The sequence below is a fragment of the Streptomyces sp. NPDC089919 genome (assembly GCF_040684615.1).
Classification (GTDB): Bacteria; Actinomycetota; Actinomycetes; order Streptomycetales; family Streptomycetaceae; genus Streptomyces.
Window position 1 is genome coordinate 16024 of sequence record NZ_JBFBGK010000032.1, and the last position, 16271, is coordinate 32294.

The 16271-nt window shown below is 72.4% G+C and carries 13 protein-coding genes; 3 read left to right on the top strand and 10 right to left on the bottom strand.

The genetic code is table 11. From position 1 onward, the window contains the following. Positions 1-15: 15 nt before the first annotated feature. Positions 16-2421 (bottom strand): ATP/GTP-binding protein, encoded by a 2406-nt coding sequence (locus AB0O40_RS15795; RefSeq protein WP_365040819.1) that lies wholly within the window; start codon positions 2419-2421, stop codon positions 16-18. Between the two features lie 221 nt (positions 2422-2642). Between AB0O40_RS15795 and gabT the strand changes: the two genes are divergently transcribed. Together gabT and AB0O40_RS15805 are read left to right on the top strand one after the other, a co-directional pair. Further along, entirely contained in the window at positions 2643-3977 is a 1335-nt protein-coding gene (gene gabT / locus AB0O40_RS15800) for a 4-aminobutyrate--2-oxoglutarate transaminase (protein ID WP_365040822.1), read from the top strand. 383 nt (positions 3978-4360) lie between these two features. Continuing rightward, complete coding sequence (locus tag AB0O40_RS15805; RefSeq protein ID WP_365040825.1) at positions 4361-4987, top strand: phosphatase PAP2 family protein; 627 nt, start codon at positions 4361-4363, stop codon at positions 4985-4987. Here the strand turns inward: AB0O40_RS15805 and AB0O40_RS15810 are convergent. The 8 genes from AB0O40_RS15810 to AB0O40_RS15845 form a co-directional block, all read right to left on the bottom strand. After that, on the bottom strand, positions 4926-6722 hold the full coding sequence (locus AB0O40_RS15810) for a glycoside hydrolase family 18 protein (protein ID WP_365040955.1): 1797 nt from the start codon (positions 6720-6722) through the stop codon (positions 4926-4928). The two genes, AB0O40_RS15805 and AB0O40_RS15810, sit on opposite strands and share 62 nt — an antisense overlap. Positions 6723-6843: 121 nt before the next feature. Continuing rightward, positions 6844-7317 carry a hypothetical protein gene (locus AB0O40_RS15815; RefSeq protein WP_365040828.1) on the bottom strand — a complete coding sequence of 158 codons (474 nt, stop codon included), beginning with the start codon at positions 7315-7317 and terminating at the stop codon, positions 6844-6846. A 174-nt stretch (positions 7318-7491) separates the two neighbouring features. Continuing rightward, on the bottom strand, positions 7492-8910 hold the full coding sequence (locus AB0O40_RS15820) for an FAD-binding oxidoreductase (RefSeq protein WP_365040831.1): 1419 nt from the start codon (positions 8908-8910) through the stop codon (positions 7492-7494). Positions 8911-8957: 47 nt separating this feature from the next. Then, positions 8958-9752, bottom strand: a complete 795-nt coding sequence (locus tag AB0O40_RS15825; RefSeq protein WP_365040834.1) for an ABC transporter permease — start codon at positions 9750-9752, stop codon at positions 8958-8960. Beyond that, on the bottom strand, positions 9752-10678 hold the full coding sequence (locus tag AB0O40_RS15830; RefSeq protein WP_365040837.1) for an ABC transporter permease: 927 nt from the start codon (positions 10676-10678) through the stop codon (positions 9752-9754). The genes AB0O40_RS15825 and AB0O40_RS15830 overlap by 1 nt, the downstream gene beginning before the upstream one ends. Then, on the bottom strand, positions 10675-11826 hold the full coding sequence (locus tag AB0O40_RS15835) for an ABC transporter ATP-binding protein (RefSeq protein WP_365040840.1): 1152 nt from the start codon (positions 11824-11826) through the stop codon (positions 10675-10677). Before AB0O40_RS15835 ends, AB0O40_RS15830 begins: the two co-directional genes overlap by 4 nt. A 46-nt stretch (positions 11827-11872) precedes the next feature. Beyond that, positions 11873-13123, bottom strand: coding sequence for a spermidine/putrescine ABC transporter substrate-binding protein (locus tag AB0O40_RS15840; protein WP_365040843.1), 1251 nt, complete (start codon positions 13121-13123; stop codon positions 11873-11875). Positions 13124-13173: 50 nt separating this feature from the next. Next, a complete protein-coding gene (locus AB0O40_RS15845; protein ID WP_365040846.1) occupies positions 13174-14688 on the bottom strand; it encodes a gamma-aminobutyraldehyde dehydrogenase in 1515 nt (504 codons plus the stop codon). Positions 14689-14862: 174 nt separating this feature from the next. Between AB0O40_RS15845 and AB0O40_RS15850 the strand changes: the two genes are divergently transcribed. Then, complete coding sequence (locus AB0O40_RS15850; RefSeq protein ID WP_365040848.1) at positions 14863-15429, top strand: NADAR family protein; 567 nt, start codon at positions 14863-14865, stop codon at positions 15427-15429. Positions 15430-15468: 39 nt separating this feature from the next. On the opposite strand, the gene AB0O40_RS15855 is transcribed toward AB0O40_RS15850, so the two are convergent. Continuing rightward, the gene (locus AB0O40_RS15855) at positions 15469-16164 is read right to left on the bottom strand and encodes a DUF4190 domain-containing protein (protein WP_365040851.1); all 696 of its coding nucleotides are present in this window, start codon (positions 16162-16164) and stop codon (positions 15469-15471) included. Between the last annotated feature and the right edge of the window lie 107 nt (positions 16165-16271).

The following is a 16271-nucleotide window of genomic DNA, read 5'->3' on the forward strand; positions in this document are numbered from 1 at the left end:
GGGCCACCTCGCTCGTCAGGGCTCCAGGCGGACCAGCAGGGGGGCGGCGTGGTCGCCGGTGACGGAGGTGACCGAGAGGACGGCGTGGCCGGCGGGCAGCGCGTGCGCCAGCTCGGAGGCCGACCAGCGCTCCCGCTCGACCTCGCGGACGGTGACCGCCTCGGTGGTCACGGCCTTGCCGGTGACCAGCTTGCGCAGCCGGTGCACGGCCCGGGTCATCGGCTGGTCGGCGAAGACGGTGTGGTGGGTGACCTCGGTGGTCTCCACCCATTCGGTGCCCCAGGCCCCGGCGAAGGCACGGCCGTCCCAGGCGGAGAGCCCGCTGAAGGCCATCCGGCAGCCGACCGCCCCCAGCAGCGGGCCGTGCAGCGCCTCGGGCACCTCCGCGAGGGTCCGCAGGGCGAGCAGCACGCCCGCGTGCTGCGGGCGCAGCCGCCCCAGGCCCCGGACGGTCCCCGCGGTGAGGGCGCCGGCGGCGTCGTCGAGCACCAGGCAGGCGAAGTGCGGGCGGCCGGCCCGCTCCCGGGTGACGGCCTGGAACTGGGCCAGCAGGAGCCTGGCCAGCAGCCGGGCGGCTTCCTCGTGGCCGCCGTCCGGGAGGCTGATCCGGACCCGCATCGGGTGCTGGGCGACGGCCCGCAGGGAGAAGGGGACGTCCGGGCCGCCGCCGAAGAACTCGGCGAAGGCGGGCCGGTCCAGGGCGGCGAGCCGGTCGGCCAGGACCGGGCCGAGGTCGGCCGCGGTGCCGGCCTGCCGGATCCGGGAGTCCAGTTCGCGGTGGAGCGCCGCGGGGGCGTCGGCGGGCAGCCGCTCGGTCAGCGCCCGCAGGGCCTCCGGGCGCCCTTCGAGGAGTTCCCGCAGCACCGGGACCGTGGGGAAGGCGCCGTGCGCGGCCCGGTAGGGGCCGATGAGCTGGGCGAGGACGGTGGCCGCGCGCAGGGTCTCCACGCCTTCGATGTCGCCGACCAGCCCCTCGGCGAGGAAGGCGGCGGCCTCGTCCGGGTCGGTGGACCCGGCGTACAGGTCCAGGTCGTAGGGCGAGCGCGGGTCGCCGATCCGGACGACCACGTCGTACGCCTCGTCGGGTCCCAGCGGGGCGCCGGCCGGGCCGACCGCGACCACGGCGCAGCTGCCGGTGAGCGCCTGGAGGGTGAGGGCCTCGACGACGGGGGCGACCAGGGCCCGGGTCTTGCCGGCGCCGGCCGGGCCCACCGCGAGGAGGGAGGTGCCCAGCAGCGCGGGGTCCAGTGCGGTCCCGGCGCCTTCGTAGGCGCGCGGGGTGCGCTTGTCGGCGGCGTACCGGCCCAGCCGGACCTGGCCGGCGAGCAGGTCGTGGCTGCCGGAACGCTTCGGCAGGTCCCGCTCGCCGGAGGGGTGCACGCCCGCCGCGGCGCCCTCCGCGAGCACCGCCCGGACCAGCGCGGCGCGGCCGGCGGCGTCCCGGCCGACGGCGTGCCAGGCGTGCCGCAGCCGGGCGCAGTCGACGTCGTTCATCCGCCCGCCGGCCGCCTCGCCGGCCAGCAGGTCGGCGGCCCGGTGCTCGCCGGCGGCCCGCAGTTCGGGCCACTGGGAGCGGGGCAGGTCCGCCGGTGCGGCGGCGGCCGGGGCGGCGGGGGCGCGGCGGGCCCGGGCCAGGGCGGCCCACTCCCCGATCCGGGCGAACGGCCAGGCCACGACCGCCACGAGCAGGGCCTTGACCAGGTAGATGAGGAGCTGGGAGTCGAAGACCGAGCCGCCCGTCAGGAGCGCGAGGAGCGAGAAGACCGGGGACTCCACCGGCAGCGGCTTGAGGCCGAGGCCGAAGAAGTCCGGCCAGACCAGGGCGACGGTCACCAGGGCCAGCGCGCCGGTGACCGCGGCGCGCGCGGGCGGGGTGCAGCGGCCGAGGTAGTAGCGGGTGATCCGGCCCCAGGCGCCCAGCCGGCCGATCGCCAGGACCAGGCCGACGAAGAAGACCCCGCCGAAGACGTCGTGGGCGGCCGTGCCGTGCCAGTCCTTCGGCCAGGTGGTCCCGGCGTACCACCAGTCGGTGGGGGTGAAGGTGCGCAGCAGGAGGTGCATGTAGGGGAGCGTGCCGCGGCGCCAGGCGGACCAGACCACCAGCCCGACGGCGACCGGGATCAGCATGCCCGCCACCGTCACCGGCGCCAGCCGGGCCGAGGCCGCGGCGGGCGGCGCGTACCGCAGCCGCCAGATCCCGGGCCCGGCCTTGGGGCGCGGCGCGTCCAGCCACTCGGTGAGGGCGCCGGCCCGGGCCGGCGCGGCGGTGGGCCGCGGCGGGACCACGGGCGCGGGGGCCGCGGGGAGGCTCTTGTGCGGCGCGGGCGGGGCCGTCGGCCGCGCCGGGAGCTCGCCGGGCGGCTGGGCCGGGCGGGGCACCCCGGCCCCCCTGGTGTCGCTCGATTGCGTGCCTTCGTCCATGACCCCTGCCCCCTGACCGCTCGCCGTGCTGCGCCGCTCAATCTAGTGGCCGGGTACGGCGGGTGCGGCGCATCCCGGCATGATCCACAAGACACTCCCTATGGCCGTACCGGACAAGGACACGCGGGCACCACTCCCGAACGGAGCATGCCGTACCCCCCTGCCCGGGCCTAGCCTGCGGACAAAGACACAAGTGCGTCCGAAACACCCCAGGAGCCCCCATGACCGCTGTCCCGCAGGAGCGCAAGCTCGTCACCGCGATCCCCGGCCCGAAGTCCCAGGAGCTGCAGGCCCGCCGCCTCGAGACGGTGGCCGGCGGCGTGGGCTCCGTACTGCCCGTGTTCACGGCCCGTGCGGGCGGCGGCATCATCGAGGACATCGACGGCAACCGCCTGATCGACTTCGGTTCCGGCATCGCCGTGACCTCGGTCGGCGCCTCCGCCGAGGCCGTGGTCCGCCGCGCCTCCGCGCAGCTCGCCGACTTCACCCACACCTGCTTCATGGTGACCCCGTACGAGGGCTACGTCGAGGTCTGCGAGGCGCTGGCCGAGCTGACCCCGGGCGACCACGCCAAGAAGTCCGCGCTGTTCAACTCGGGCGCCGAGGCCGTCGAGAACGCCGTCAAGATCGCCCGTGCGTACACCAAGCGCCAGGCCGTCGTGGTCTTCGACCACGGCTACCACGGCCGCACCAACCTGACGATGGCGCTGACGGCGAAGAACATGCCGTACAAGCAGGGCTTCGGCCCGTTCGCGCCCGAGGTCTACCGCGTGCCGGTCGCCTACGGCTACCGCTGGCCCACCGGCCCGGAGAACTGCGGCCCCGAGGCCGCCGCCCAGGCCATCGACCAGATCAGCAAGCAGATCGGTGCCGAGAACGTCGCCGCGATCATCATCGAGCCGGTGCTCGGCGAGGGCGGCTTCATCGAGCCGGCCAAGGGCTTCCTGCCGGCGATCGTGAAGTTCGCCAACGACAACGGCATCGTCTTCGTCGCGGACGAGATCCAGTCCGGCTTCTGCCGTACCGGCCAGTGGTTCGCGTGCGAGGACGAGGGCATCGTCCCGGACCTGATCACCACCGCCAAGGGCATCGCGGGCGGTCTGCCGCTCGCCGCCGTCACCGGCCGCGCCGAGATCATGGACGCCCCGCACGCGGGCGGCCTGGGCGGCACCTACGGCGGCAACCCGGTGGCCTGCGCCGGTGCGCTGGGCTCCATCGAGACCATGAAGGAGCTCGACCTCAACGGCAAGGCCAAGCGCATCGAGGAGGTCATGAAGACCCGTCTCGCCGCGATGGCCGAGAAGTACGAGGTCATCGGTGACATCCGCGGCCGCGGCGCCATGATCGCCATCGAGCTGGTCGCCGACCGCGCCACCAAGGAGCCGAACGCGGCCGCCGCCGGCGCGCTGGCCAAGGCCTGCCACGCCGAGGGTGTGCTGGTCCTGACCTGCGGCACCTACGGCAACGTGCTGCGCTTCCTGCCCCCGCTGGTGATCGGCGAGGACCTGCTCAACGAGGGCCTGGACGTCATCGAGGCGGCCTTCGCGGCGCTCTGACGGACCGTCCTCGGACATCCGAACGGACCGTGCCTGAACGCCTGTTCGCGGTACCGCCGGTAACGGGCGGGCGCTGTGAAGATGGTGTGGGGGGCCGATGGCGGGACCGCGTTCCCGCTGTCGGTCCCCTTTCGGCTGCCGTACGGTTTCTGCAGATGAGTGAAACACCCCGTCCGCAGGGGACTGCGGGCGACTCCGGTACCGGGCTTCCCCAGCTCCGGGCCGGTCGTGCCTTCACCCACCGCGCCGGGGCCTCGGGCCCCGGTACTCCTCACCGATCGGACGGTCGCTCGCCCCAAACCCCCCGGGGCGTGCGGCGACCCGGTCCGGGCGGCCGCCCCGGAACCATCCCCCCTGTTCCGGGGTGGCCGGCCTTCTCGGCCGTGCTCTGCACGGCCGTCCTCATCCTCACCACCTGGCAGGTGCGGGCCTCGGGCCCCCTGCTGGATCCCGACACACGGCTGAGCCGGGCGCTGGTGCGCACCGTGCCGGACGCCGTCACCGAGCGGCTGGCCGACCTGGGCAACATCTCCGTCGCCGTGCCCGTCCTGGCGCTGGCCGCCTGCTTCGGGGCGGTGCGGGCCCGCCGGGCCGGGGCCCGCCGCTGGTGGCTGCCGTCGCTGGCGGCCGCGCTGGCGATGGCCGCGGTGCCCGCGGTGATCGTGCCGCTCAAGGACTGGACCGCCCGGCCGGGGCCGCTGGAGCCGTGGGCCGCCGGGTACTTCCCCTCGGGCCACACCGCCACGGCCGCCGTCGCCTACCTCGGCGCGGCGCTCGTGGTCTCCCCGTACCTGCGCCGGAAGTGGGCGGTGCCCGCCGCCCTCGCTCTCGCGACGGCGACGGGCACCGGTCTGGTGCTGCGCGGTTTCCACTGGCCGCTGGACGTGCTGGCCAGCGCGGCGCTGAGCACGCTCCTGCTGCTCCCGGTGGCGGCGGCCGCCCGCCGGGTCAGCCGAAGTACGCGTGGAAGTTCTTCGAGAACTCCCAGCCGCCGAACCGGTCCCAGTTGACCGACCAGGTCATCAGCCCGCGCAGGCCCGGCCAGGTGCCGTGGGTCTGGTACGACCCGCAGCTGCCGGCGGCCTTCTTGGTGAGGCAGTCCAGCGCCTTGGTCACCTCGGCGGGCGCGGTGTAGCCGTTGCCCGCGTTGGTGGTGGCCGGCATGCCGATGGCCACCTGGCCGGGGCGCAGCGGCGGGAAGAAGCGGTCGGCGTTGCCGGCCACCGGGAAGCCGGTGAGCAGCATGTCGGTCATGGCGATGTGGAAGTCGGCGCCGCCCATCGAGTGGTACTGGCCGTCCAGGCCCATGATGGAGCCGGAGTTGTAGTCCTGGACGTGCAGCAGGGTGAGGTCGTCGCGCAGGGCGTGGATGACCGGCAGGTAGGCGCCGGCCCGCGGGTCCTGGCCGCCCCAGGGGCCCGATCCGTAGAACTGGTAGCCGAGCTGCACGAAGAAGGTCTCGGGGGCCATCGTCAGGACGAAGCCGGCGCCGTACCTGGCCTTGAGGGTCTTCACCGCGGATATGAGGTTGACGACCACCGGGGTGGTGGGCGCGCGGAAGTCGGTGTCGCCGGTGGCGAGGGAGAGCGAGTGGCCCTCGAAGTCGATGTCCAGGCCGTCCAGGCCGTATTCGTCGATGATCTTTCCGACCGAGGAGACGAAGGCGTCCCGGGCGGCCGTGGTGGCGAGCTGGACCTGGCCGTTCTGGCCGCCGATGGAGATCAGCACCTTCTTGCCGGCCGCCCGCTTGGCCTTGATGGCGGCCTTGAGCTCCGCGGGGCTCTCGGCGCCCGGGCACTCGGTGACCGGGCAGGGCGTGAAGCGGATGTCCCCGGAGGTGACGGAGGTGGGCTCGCCGAAGGCCAGGTCGATCACGTCCCAGGAGTCCGGCACGTCGGCCATCCGGACGTACCCGGAGCCGTTGGCGAAGCTGGCGTGCAGGTAGCCGACCAGGGCGTGGGCGGGCAGTTGGCCGCCCGGGTCGCCGCCGCCGCCGGACGTGGTGGTGGCGGTGACGGCCGCGCTCTTGGCGGACTCGCCCGCCGCGTTGGTCGCGCTCACCTGGAACGTGTACGAGGTCGAGGGCGCGAGGCCGGTGACGGTGGCCGAGGTGCCGGTGACGGCGAGGGGCGCGGCCCCGTCGCGGTGGACCTTGTAGCCGGTGGCGCCGGCGGACGCGGACCAGTTCAGGGTGACGCTGCTCGAGGTCGCCTGGCCGGCACTCAGCCCGGTGGGGGCGGCCGGCGGCTGGGTCTGCCCGCCGTCGGGCGCGGGGCCGGTGAGCGTGAGGTCGTCGGCGTAGTGGGCGGGCTGCCCGTACCAGCCGTTGACGTACACGGTGACCGAGGTGGTGGCGGCGCCGGTGGTGAAGGCGGTGGTGAGCTTGGACCAGGCGCCCGGGGACTGGGTCCAGGTGGACACGTCCGTGGTGCCGGTGCCGCTGGCCCCGAGGTAGACGTACGCGCCCTGCACCCAGGCGGAAAGCGTGTACGAGGAACCGGGCTTGACAGCGACGGTCTGGGCGCAGCGGGCGTTGTCCTGGCCCGCGGGGGTGGCCTTGAGGGCGGAACTCCCGCTGTGCGCGGGCGTGCTGACGACGGCTCCGCTGCCGGCCGAGCAGGTCCAGCCGTCGAGGCCGGACTCGAAGCCGCCGTTGCGGACCAGGTCGGCGTCGGCCGCGGCGGCCGGGACCGCGGCGAGGCCGCCGGCCGCGGCCAGGAACAGTCCGGTCAGGGCGGACAGCAGCCGGCGTGGGGTACGGCCGCGGGACGTGCGGGGGCGGGGCGTGCGGGACACAACTGCCTCCGGAACATGGGGGGACGGAGAGGCGAACCGCCGCACAAGATGGTCCAGACCAATGCTGATGTCAAGGGTTTCGGCCACCCTGGCGGGCCAGCCCGGCGGCGGCCTCGTGCATCGCCAGCTCCAGCAGCACCGGGTCGGTGAGCTCTCCGGAGCCGTCCGGCGGCACCAGCCAGCGCACTCCCCCGGTGGCCCGGCCGGGGTAGGGCACCACGATCCAGGTGCCGCGGCCGGCGCCCCGCACACCGGTGCCCAGCCAGCGGGCGGCGGTGCCCGCGGGGACGAAGAAGCCCAGCCGGGAGTCGCCGAAGTCGGCGAGCACCGGGCCGGGCCGCTCCACCAGCCGGGCCAGCACCTCCAGCGTGGGGTGCCCGAGCTCGCCGGGCAGGATCAGCACGTCCCAGCTGCGGCCGGCCGGCAGCAGCGCGACCCCGAGGGGGTTGCGCTCCCACTCCCAGCGGCACGCGTCCGGGTCCGGGGCCACCGAGGCCAGCCACTCCACCGCGGGCTTGGCCCCGGGGTGATCCGAGCGGTTCATCGCGCACTCTCCCTGCGTCGTGACGGCAGTGTCACCCGGGGAGAGCGGGCCCGGCGCCGGGGATGACGCGGGTTCCGCTACCGATTGGTAGTGAGAGGGGTCACATTTCGATCATGGTTGTGCGCCCCCGGGCTCCGGGGGCGCACGACGGACGATCGTCCGATCAGCCTCCGATCAGCTGTCGAAGCCCAGGCCGAACTTGTCGAGGGTCTTCAGCCACAGGTTGCGCCGGCCGGCCCGCTCGTCGGCACGGGCCAGCGACCACTTGGTCAGCGAGATGCCGGTCCACTTGAAGGGCTCGGGCGGGAAGGGCATCGGCTTGCTGCGCACCATCTCCAGCTCGGTGCGCTCGGTGCGCTCCCCCGCCAGCAGGTCGAGCATCACGTCGGCGCCGAAGCGGGTGGCCCCGACGCCCAGGCCGGTGAAGCCCGCCGCGTAGGCGACCTTGCCCTTGTGGGCGGTGCCGAAGAAGGCCGAGAAGCGCGAGCAGGTGTCGATCGCCCCGCCCCAGGCGTGGCTGAAGCGGATCCCCTCCAACTGCGGGAAGCAGTCGAAGAAGTGCCCGGCCAGCTTGAGGTAGGTCTCCGGCCGGTGGTCGTACTCGGAGTCGAGCTTGCCGCCGTACGGGTAGATCGCGTCGTAGCCGCCCCACAGGATCCGGCGGTCGGGGGTGATCCGGAAGTAGTGGAACTGGTTGGCGCTGTCGCCCATGCCCTGGCGCCGCTTCCAGCCGATGGACGCCAGCTGCTCCGGCGTCAGCGGCTCGGTCATCAGCGCGTAGTCGTAGACCGGGACGGTGTACGGCCGCAGGCGCTTGACCAGCGACGGGAAGATGTTGGTGCCCAGCGCGACCTTGCGGGCCAGCACCCGGCCGTAGGGGGTGCCGACGGCCATGCCCGGGCCGGAGGACTTCAGCGACAGGCCCCGGGTGTTCTCGTAGATCCGCACCCCGAGCCCGAGGCAGGCCTCCTTCAGGCCCCAGGCCAGCTTCGCCGGGTTGAGCATGGCGACGCCCTCGCGGTCCCACAGGCCGCCCAGGAAGGTGGGCGAGTCGACCTCGGCGCGCAGCGCGTCGCGGTCCAGGAACTCGTACCCGCCCGCCAGGCCCAGCCGCTCGGCCTCGGCGTGCAGCTCCTTGAGCTCCTCCACCTGGTGGGGCTCGGTGGCCACGTCGATCTCGCCGGTGCGCTCGAAGTCGCAGTCGATGCCGTAGCGGGCCACCGCCTCCTCGATCGCGTCGAGGTTGCGGGTGCCCAGCTCCTCCAGCTTGGCGAGCTCCCCGGGCCAGCGGGTCAGGCCGTTGTACAGGCCGTGCGTGAGGGAGGCGGCGCAGAAGCCGCCGTTGCGGCCCGAGGCGGCCCAGCCCACCTCGCGGCTCTCGATCAGGACGACGTCCCGGCCGGGGTCCCGCTCTTTGGCCAGCAGTGCGGTCCACAGGCCGCTGTAGCCGCCGCCGATGACGAGCAGGTCGCAGTGCTCGTCGCCGGTGAGCGCGGGCTGCGGGGCGGGCTTGCCGGGGTCGTCGAGCCAGTACGAGACGGGACGTGCTTCGGAAAGGGATTGTGCAACGGTACGCATGGCGACTGGGGCCATGGTTTCCAACTCCTCACGAGGTGTTGCTCAGGGTATTGCTGCGGCGCTCAGGACGCCGCTTGCTTCTTGCGCCGGTTGCTGACCAGCTGGCCGGCGAGGACCACCACGACCGCGACGACGAACATCGCCGTCCCGATGACGTTGATCTGCACGGGCGTGCCGCGCTGGGCCGATCCCCAGACGAACATGGGGAAGGTGACCGTGTTGCCCGAGTTGAAGTTCGTGATGATGAAGTCGTCGAACGACAGGGCGAAGGAGAGCAGGGCGCCCGCCGCGATGCCGGGGGCGGCGATCGGCAGGGTCACCCGCAGGAAGGTCTGCACCGGGCCGGCGTAGAGGTCCCGGGCGGCCTCCTCGAGCCTCGGGTCCATGGACAGCACGCGCGCCTTGACGGCGGCGACCACGAAGCTGAGGCAGAACATGATGTGGGCGATCAGGATCGTCCAGAAGCCCAGCCGGATGCCCATGTTGAGGAAGAGCGCGAGCAGCGAGGCCGCCATCACGATCTCCGGCATGGCCATCGGCAGGAAGATGAGCGAGTTGACCGCGCCGCGGGCCCGGAAGCGGTACCGGACCATCGCGAAGGCGATCATCGTGCCCAGCACGGTGGCGCCCACGGTCGCCCAGAAGGCGATCTGGAGGGAGAGCGAGAGGGAGCCGCACATGTCGGCGACCCCGCACGGGTCCTTCCAGGCGTCCAGGGAGAACTCCTGCCAGGCGTAGTTGAAGCGCCCGGTGGGGTTGTTGAAGGAGAAGACCGTCACGACCACGTTCGGCAGGATCAGGTAGGCGAGCGTGCCGAGCCCGCCGATGACGACGAGATTGCGTCGGAGCCACTGCATCAGACCAGGTCCTCCGTTCCGGCGCGGCGGATGTAGACGGTGACCATGATCAGCACGATCGCCATCAGGATGAACGACAGCGCGGCCGCCGTCGGGTAGTCCAGGATCCGCAGGTACTGCGACTGGATGACGTTGCCGATCATGCGGGTGTCGGTGGAGCCGAGCAGTTCGGCGTTCACGTAGTCGCCGCTCGCCGGGATGAAGGTGAGCAGCGTGCCCGAGACCACGCCCGGCATGGAGAGCGGGAAGGTCACCTTGCGGAAGGTGGTGGCCGGGCGGGCGTACAGGTCCCCGGCCGCCTCGTGCAGCCGGGTGTCGATCCGCTCCAGCGAGGTGTAGAGCGGCAGGATCATGAACGGCAGGAAGTTGTACGTCAGACCGCAGACCACCGCCATCGGGGTGGCCAGCACCCGGTCGCCCTCGGTCATGCCCAGCCAGCTGGTGACGTCCAGGACGTGCAGGCTGTTGAGGGCGCCGACCACCGGTCCGCCGTCCGCGAGGATCGTCTTCCAGGCGAGGGTGCGGATCAGGAAGCTGGTGAAGAAGGGCGCGATGACCAGGATCAGCAGGACGTTGCGCCAGCGGCCGGCCTTGAAGGCGATCAGGTAGGCCAGCGGGTAGCCCAGGATCAGGCACAGGACCGTGGCGGTGCCGGCGTACAGCAGCGAGCGCAAGAACTGCGGGTAGTACTCGGTGAAGGCGTCCCAGTAGGTCTGGAAGTGCCAGGTGACCTTGAACCCTTCCTCCAGGGAGCCGGTCTGCACCGAGGTCGAGGCCTGGTAGACCATCGGGAGGACGAAGAAGACCACCAGCCAGACGATGCCCGGCAGCAGCAGCCAGTACGGCACGAGCTTGCGCCGTACCGAGGGCTTGTGGACCGGCGGTTCCGCCTGGACGGCGGGCGCCGGCGCCTGGGTGGCGCTCATGCGCCCTCCTCGACGGTCGAGGCGCCCGCGTCGATGTCCTGGGCGGCGTCGAGGCCGAAGGTGTGCGCCGGGTTCCAGTGCAGCACCACCTCGGTGCCGGGGGTCAGGCGCGCGTCCCGCTCGATGTTCTGCACGTACACCTCGAGCTCCGGGCAGACCGGGCTGTCGATGACGAACTGCGTGGAGACGCCGATGAAGGACGAGTCCGCGATCTTGCCGGTGATCGTGTTGCGGCCGGCCGCGACGGTGTGCGCCTCGTCGGCCGCGACCAGCGAGATCTTCTCGGGACGCACGCCCACCAGCAGCTTGCCGCCGGTGCGGGGGGTGGTCGAGCAGCGTGCGGCGGGCAGCCGGAGCGTGGTGCCCGGGGCGGAGACGACGACCTCGTCGGAGTCCGCGGACTCGACCGAGGCCTCGATGAGGTTGGAGGTGCCCAGGAAGTTGGCCACGAAGGTGGTCTTGGGGTTCTCGTAGAGGTCGGCGGGGGCGCCCAGCTGCTCGACCCGGCCGCCGTTCATCACCGCGACGGTGTCGGCCATGGTCATGGCCTCCTCCTGGTCGTGGGTGACGTGCACGAAGGTGATGCCGACCTCGGTCTGGATGCGCTTGAGCTCCAGCTGCATCTGGCGGCGCAGCTTGAGGTCGAGGGCGCCCAGCGGCTCGTCGAGCAGCAGCACCTGCGGGTGGTTGATCAGGGCCCGGGCGACCGCGACGCGCTGCTGCTGGCCGCCGGAGAGCTGGTGCGGCTTCTTGTGGGCGTGCTCGCCGAGCTGGACCAGGTCGATCATGTCGTCGACCTGCTTCTTGACCGACTTGATGCCGCGGCGGCGCAGGCCGAAGGCGATGTTCTCGAAGATGTTCAGGTGCGGGAAGAGGGCGTAGCTCTGGAAGACGGTGTTCACCGGGCGCTTGTACGGGGCCAGGTGGGTGACCTCCTGGTCGCCCAGGTGGACCGTGCCGGTGGAGGGGTCCTCCAGGCCGGCGATCATCCGCAGGGTGGTGGTCTTCCCGCAGCCGGAGGCGCCGAGCAGGGCGAAGAAGGAGCCCTGGGGGATGGTCAGGTCCAGCGGCTGCACGGCGGTGAAGGAGCCGTAGTGCTTGCTGATCCCGGTGAGGCGGACGTCGCCGCCCGCGGTCTTTTCAGTCATGGGTCGCGGTCCCGGTGGTGTGGAATTCGGTAAGGGGGCGGCGGGCTCAGGCGCCGATGAGCTTGGCGAACTTCTCCTCGTACGACGTCTCTTCCGCGGTGGTGAGGGAGCGGAAGGAGTGCGACAGGGCCGCCATGGCCTTGTCCGGGACGATGAGGGGGTTGTCCGCGAGCGCGGGGTCGATCTTGGCGAGCTCGGGCTTCACGCCCTCGACCGGAGTGACGTAGTTGATGTACGCGGCGAGCTGCGCGGCGACCGGGGGCTCGTAGTAGTAGTCGATGAGCCGCTCGGCGTTGGTCTTGTGGCGGGCCTTGGCGGGCACCAGCAGGTTGTCCGTGGAGGTCATGTAGCCGGCCGCCGGGATGGCGTACTTGATGTCCGGGTTGTCGGCCTGGAGCTGGATGATGTCGCCGGCCCAGGCGAGACAGGCGGCGAGGTCGCCCTTGTCCAGGTCGGAGGTGTAGTCGTTGCCGGTGAAGCGGCGGATCTGCTTCTTGTCGACGCCCTTCTGGAGGCGCCCGATCGCGGCGTCGTACTGGGCGGTGGTGACGGTCGCCGGGTCGTGGCCCATGTCGAGCAGGGTCATGCCCATGGTGTCGCGCATCTCGGTCAGGAAGCCGACCCGGCCCTTGAGCGAGGGGTCGTCGAGCAGCTGAGTGACCGAGTCGACCTTCTTCCCGCCGGTCGCCTTGGAGTTGTAGGCGATCACGGTGGAGATGCCGGTCCAGGGGTACGAGTAGGCCCGGCCCGGGTCCCAGTCGGGCATCCGGAACTGCTGCGAGAGGTTCGCGAAGGCGTGCGGCAGGTGCGCGGGGTCCAGCTGCTGCACCCAGCCGAGCCGGATCAGGCGCGCGGCCAGCCAGTCGGTGACCACGATGAGGTCCCGGCCGGTGTCCTGGCCGGCGGCCAGCTGCGGCTTGATCTTGCCGAAGAACTCGACGTTGTCGTTGATGTCCTCGGTGTACTTGACCTTGATGCCGGTCCGCTTGGTGAAGGCCTCCAGGGTCGGCCGGTGCTTCTCGTCCTCGCTGGTGTCCATGTACTCGGTCCAGTTGGAGAAGTTGATCACCTTCTCCTGGGCCGAGTGGTCGTCGGAGGCCGCCGCCGTGTCGCCCTCGCGCTTCGCCGCCGGGATGCCGCAGGCACTGAGGGTGCCGAGGCCGCCGAGGGCGAGCGCGCCCATTCCCGAGGCGCGCAGCAGCGAGCGGCGGGTCAGGGCGCCGCGCCCGCTGTCGAGGCTGCGCCGCATCGCGGCCAGTTGCGCCGCCGAGAGGGTCTCGGGCTCGTACTGCTCCATGCGCTGTGCCCTTTCGGGTGGTGTGTGTCCGCTGGTCGGGCGGAGCGCTGTTATCGGTCCCCGAAGATCGTGCGGTGCCAGTCCTTGCGGGGCACCCCGGTGTTGTCGAACATGACGTGCTTGACCTGCGTGTACTCCTCGAAGGAGTAGGCGGACATGTCCTTGCCGAAGCCGCTCGCCTTGTACCCGCCGTGCGGCATCTCGCTGATGATCGGGATGTGGTCGTTGACCCAGACGCAGCCCGCCTGGATCTCGCGGGTGGCCCGGTTGGCACGGTAGACGTCCCGGCTCCAGGCGGAGGCGGCGAGTCCGTAGGGCGTGTCGTTGGCCAGTGCGATGCCCTCGTCGTCGCTGTCGAAGGGGAGCGCCACCAGGACCGGGCCGAAGATCTCGGACTGCACGACCTCGCTGTCCTGGGCGGCCCCGGTGATCAGCGTCGGCAGGTAGTACGCGCCGTCGGCGAGCGCGCCGCCCGGGGCGGCACCGCCGGTCACGACGGTGGCGTAGCCGCGGGCCCGCTCGACGAAGGCGGCGACCCGGTCGCGCTGGACGTGCGAGACGAGCGGCCCGAGGTCGGTGGCGGGGTCGAAGGGGTCGCCCAGCCGGACGCCCTCCATCAGTTCGGCCACCCGGGCGACGAAGGCGTCGAAGAGCGGGCGCTGGACGTAGGCGCGGGTGGCGGCGGTGCAGTCCTGGCCGGTGTTGATCAGCGAGGCGGCGACGGCGCCGTTGGCGGCGGCCTCCAGGTCGGCGTCGTCGAAGACGACGAAGGGGGCCTTGCCGCCCAGTTCCAGGTGCAGCCGCTTGACGGTGGCGGTGGCGATCTCGGCCACCCGCCTGCCCACGCCGGTGGAGCCGGTGAAGGAGGTCATGACCACGTCCGGGTGGCCGACCAGGTGCTCGCCGGCCACCCGGCCGGCGCCCGTGACGACGTTGACGACCCCGTCCGGGATGCCCGCCTCGGTGGCCGCCTGGGCGAACATCAGCGAGGTCAGCGGGGTCAGCTCGGCCGGCTTGAGGACGATGGTGTTGCCCGCCGCGATGGCCGGCAGGACCTTCCAGGCGGCCATCTGGAGCGGGTAGTTCCAGGGGGCGATCGAGCCGATCACACCGATCGGCTCGCGGCGTACGTACGAGGTGTGGTCCCCGGAGTACTCGGCGGCGCCCTGGCCCTGGAGGTGGCGGGCGGCGCCCGCGAAGAAGGCGGTGTTGTCGATGGTGCCGGGCACGTCGAACTCGGTGCTCAGCTTGACCGGCTTGCCGCACTGCAGCGACTCGGCGTACGCGAAGTCCTCGGCCTGCGCGGCCAGCACGGCGGCGAACCGGTGCAGCGCGTCGGAGCGCTCCCCGGGGGTGGCCGCCGCCCAGCCGGGGAAGGCCGCCTTGGCCGCGGCCACGGCCGCGTCCACGTCGGCCGTGGAGGCCAGCTCGTAGGTGAGGACCTCCTCGCCCGTGGCGGGGTCCACCACGGTGTGTGACTCTCCGGCGGTGCCGGCTCGCAGCCGCCCGCCGATGTACTGCGCGCCCTCTGCGAAGCGGTCCTTAACCTGGAAGCGGTTGCCCATCACGCTCTCCGTAGCTCCAGCTCGAATTGAGTGCCGATCCTGACAGAGGCAAATCCCTCCAACAAGTGATTCCGTTGTTGCCTTTTGGTCACGCGACGGAATCGGTCGACCATGTGTCGCGTCGGAGAAGAAATCCCGTACGAAGTGTCCGTGGCGACTGCCAGACTCGCGTGCATGACGAAGATCGACACATTGATCGGGCAGGTCAGCCGGGGTGAACGGGTGAAGTTCCTGCCCTTCTGGGGGCATCGCCCGCGGCCCGACGGACGGCTCGGTGCGAGCTGTCTGTCTCAATGGTGGCCCTCGGCGTTCACGGTCGGTGAGCAGGAGTACGCCACCGCCGAGCACTGGATGATGGCCGGCAAGGCCCGGCTCTTCGACGATCCCCAGGCGCTGGCCGCCGTCCTGGCCGCCCGGACGCCCGCGGAGGCCAAGAAGGCCGGCCGGCTGGTGCGCGGCTTCGACGGCGCGCTCTGGGAGCGCGAGCGCTACGACCTGGTGGTGGCGGGCAGCGTGCACAAGTTCGCGTCCGACCCGGCGCTGCTCGCCTTCCTGCTGGGCACCGGCGAGCGGGTGCTGGTGGAGGCCAGCCCGCTGGACCGGATCTGGGGCGTGGGGCTGGCGGCCGACTCCCCCGACGTCCTGGACCCGGCGCGCTGGCGCGGGCTCAACCTGCTCGGTTTCGCGCTGATGGACGCGCGCGAGCGGCTGCGCGGCGGTGCGCAGCCGGCCGGCGGCTGAGTCGCGGCGGCACCCGCCGCGACCCCGGCCGCCCGCCGGCTACGGCACGACCAGGCTGGTCGAGAGGGACGGCGGGTCCTCGTCGTACTGCGAGTCCACGTCCGCCCCGCCGAAGACCACACCCGCGATGATCAGCGCGAACATCGCGATGCCGAGCACCACCCCGACCGCGCCGAGGATGATCCCGGCCAGCGCCTGGCCGCCGTTGGTCGCCTCGCCGCGCTTGGCGCGGCCCCGGCCCAGGAAGCCGAAGACGATCGCGGTGATGCCCATGACCACCGCGAAGACGCTCGAGCAGAAGATCAGCACGGACAGGATGCCGAGCACCAGGGCCGTGACGCCGAAGGCGTTCCGCGGCTGGGGCGCACCCCAGCCGCCGTGCGCGTAGCCCGGGTAGCCGGGGTAGCCCTGGTAGCCGGGCGGGGGTCCCTGCGGGTAGCCGGGAGGTGCCTGCTGGTATCCCGGGGGTCCCTGCGGCGGGAAGCCCGGGTAGCCGTACGCCGGGTCGGGACCGCTCTGGCCGACCGGCGGTGCGTACGCCGGGCCCGGCGGCTGCTGAGCGGGACCGCTGCCGTAGCCGAACGGCTCCGCCCCCGGCATCTGGGCCATCGTCGGCTGGTCGTGGACCGACGGCGCGGCGCCCGTGGCGCCGCCCTGCTTCTCCAGCGGCACCTTGGGTGCCTCCGGCGGCGCCCACGGATCCCGCGCGCCCGCTTCCCGGTTCTCTTCGGACATGTCGGCGCCCCCCTCTCGTCACCGCCATGCTATGCGCTGCCCGGGACAGTGCGGCGGCCTGCCTACGATGAGGCCCGACCTGCCCGTACCGCCGTCATTCCGGAGGA

Coding starts and splice junctions, on each gene's coding strand:
- AB0O40_RS15830 (WP_365040837.1), bottom strand. CDS start 10,678: ATGAGCGCCACCCAGGCGCCGGCGCCCGCCGTCCAGGCGGAACCGCCG.
- AB0O40_RS15855 (WP_365040851.1), bottom strand. CDS start 16,164: ATGTCCGAAGAGAACCGGGAAGCGGGCGCGCGGGATCCGTGGGCGCCG.
- gabT (WP_365040822.1), top strand. CDS start 2,643: ATGACCGCTGTCCCGCAGGAGCGCAAGCTCGTCACCGCGATCCCCGGC.
- AB0O40_RS15845 (WP_365040846.1), bottom strand. CDS start 14,688: ATGGGCAACCGCTTCCAGGTTAAGGACCGCTTCGCAGAGGGCGCGCAG.
- AB0O40_RS15795 (WP_365040819.1), bottom strand. CDS start 2,421: ATGGACGAAGGCACGCAATCGAGCGACACCAGGGGGGCCGGGGTGCCC.
- AB0O40_RS15820 (WP_365040831.1), bottom strand. CDS start 8,910: ATGGCCCCAGTCGCCATGCGTACCGTTGCACAATCCCTTTCCGAAGCA.
- AB0O40_RS15840 (WP_365040843.1), bottom strand. CDS start 13,123: ATGGAGCAGTACGAGCCCGAGACCCTCTCGGCGGCGCAACTGGCCGCG.
- AB0O40_RS15815 (WP_365040828.1), bottom strand. CDS start 7,317: ATGAACCGCTCGGATCACCCCGGGGCCAAGCCCGCGGTGGAGTGGCTG.
- AB0O40_RS15825 (WP_365040834.1), bottom strand. CDS start 9,752: ATGCAGTGGCTCCGACGCAATCTCGTCGTCATCGGCGGGCTCGGCACG.
- AB0O40_RS15835 (WP_365040840.1), bottom strand. CDS start 11,826: ATGACTGAAAAGACCGCGGGCGGCGACGTCCGCCTCACCGGGATCAGC.
- AB0O40_RS15850 (WP_365040848.1), top strand. CDS start 14,863: ATGACGAAGATCGACACATTGATCGGGCAGGTCAGCCGGGGTGAACGG.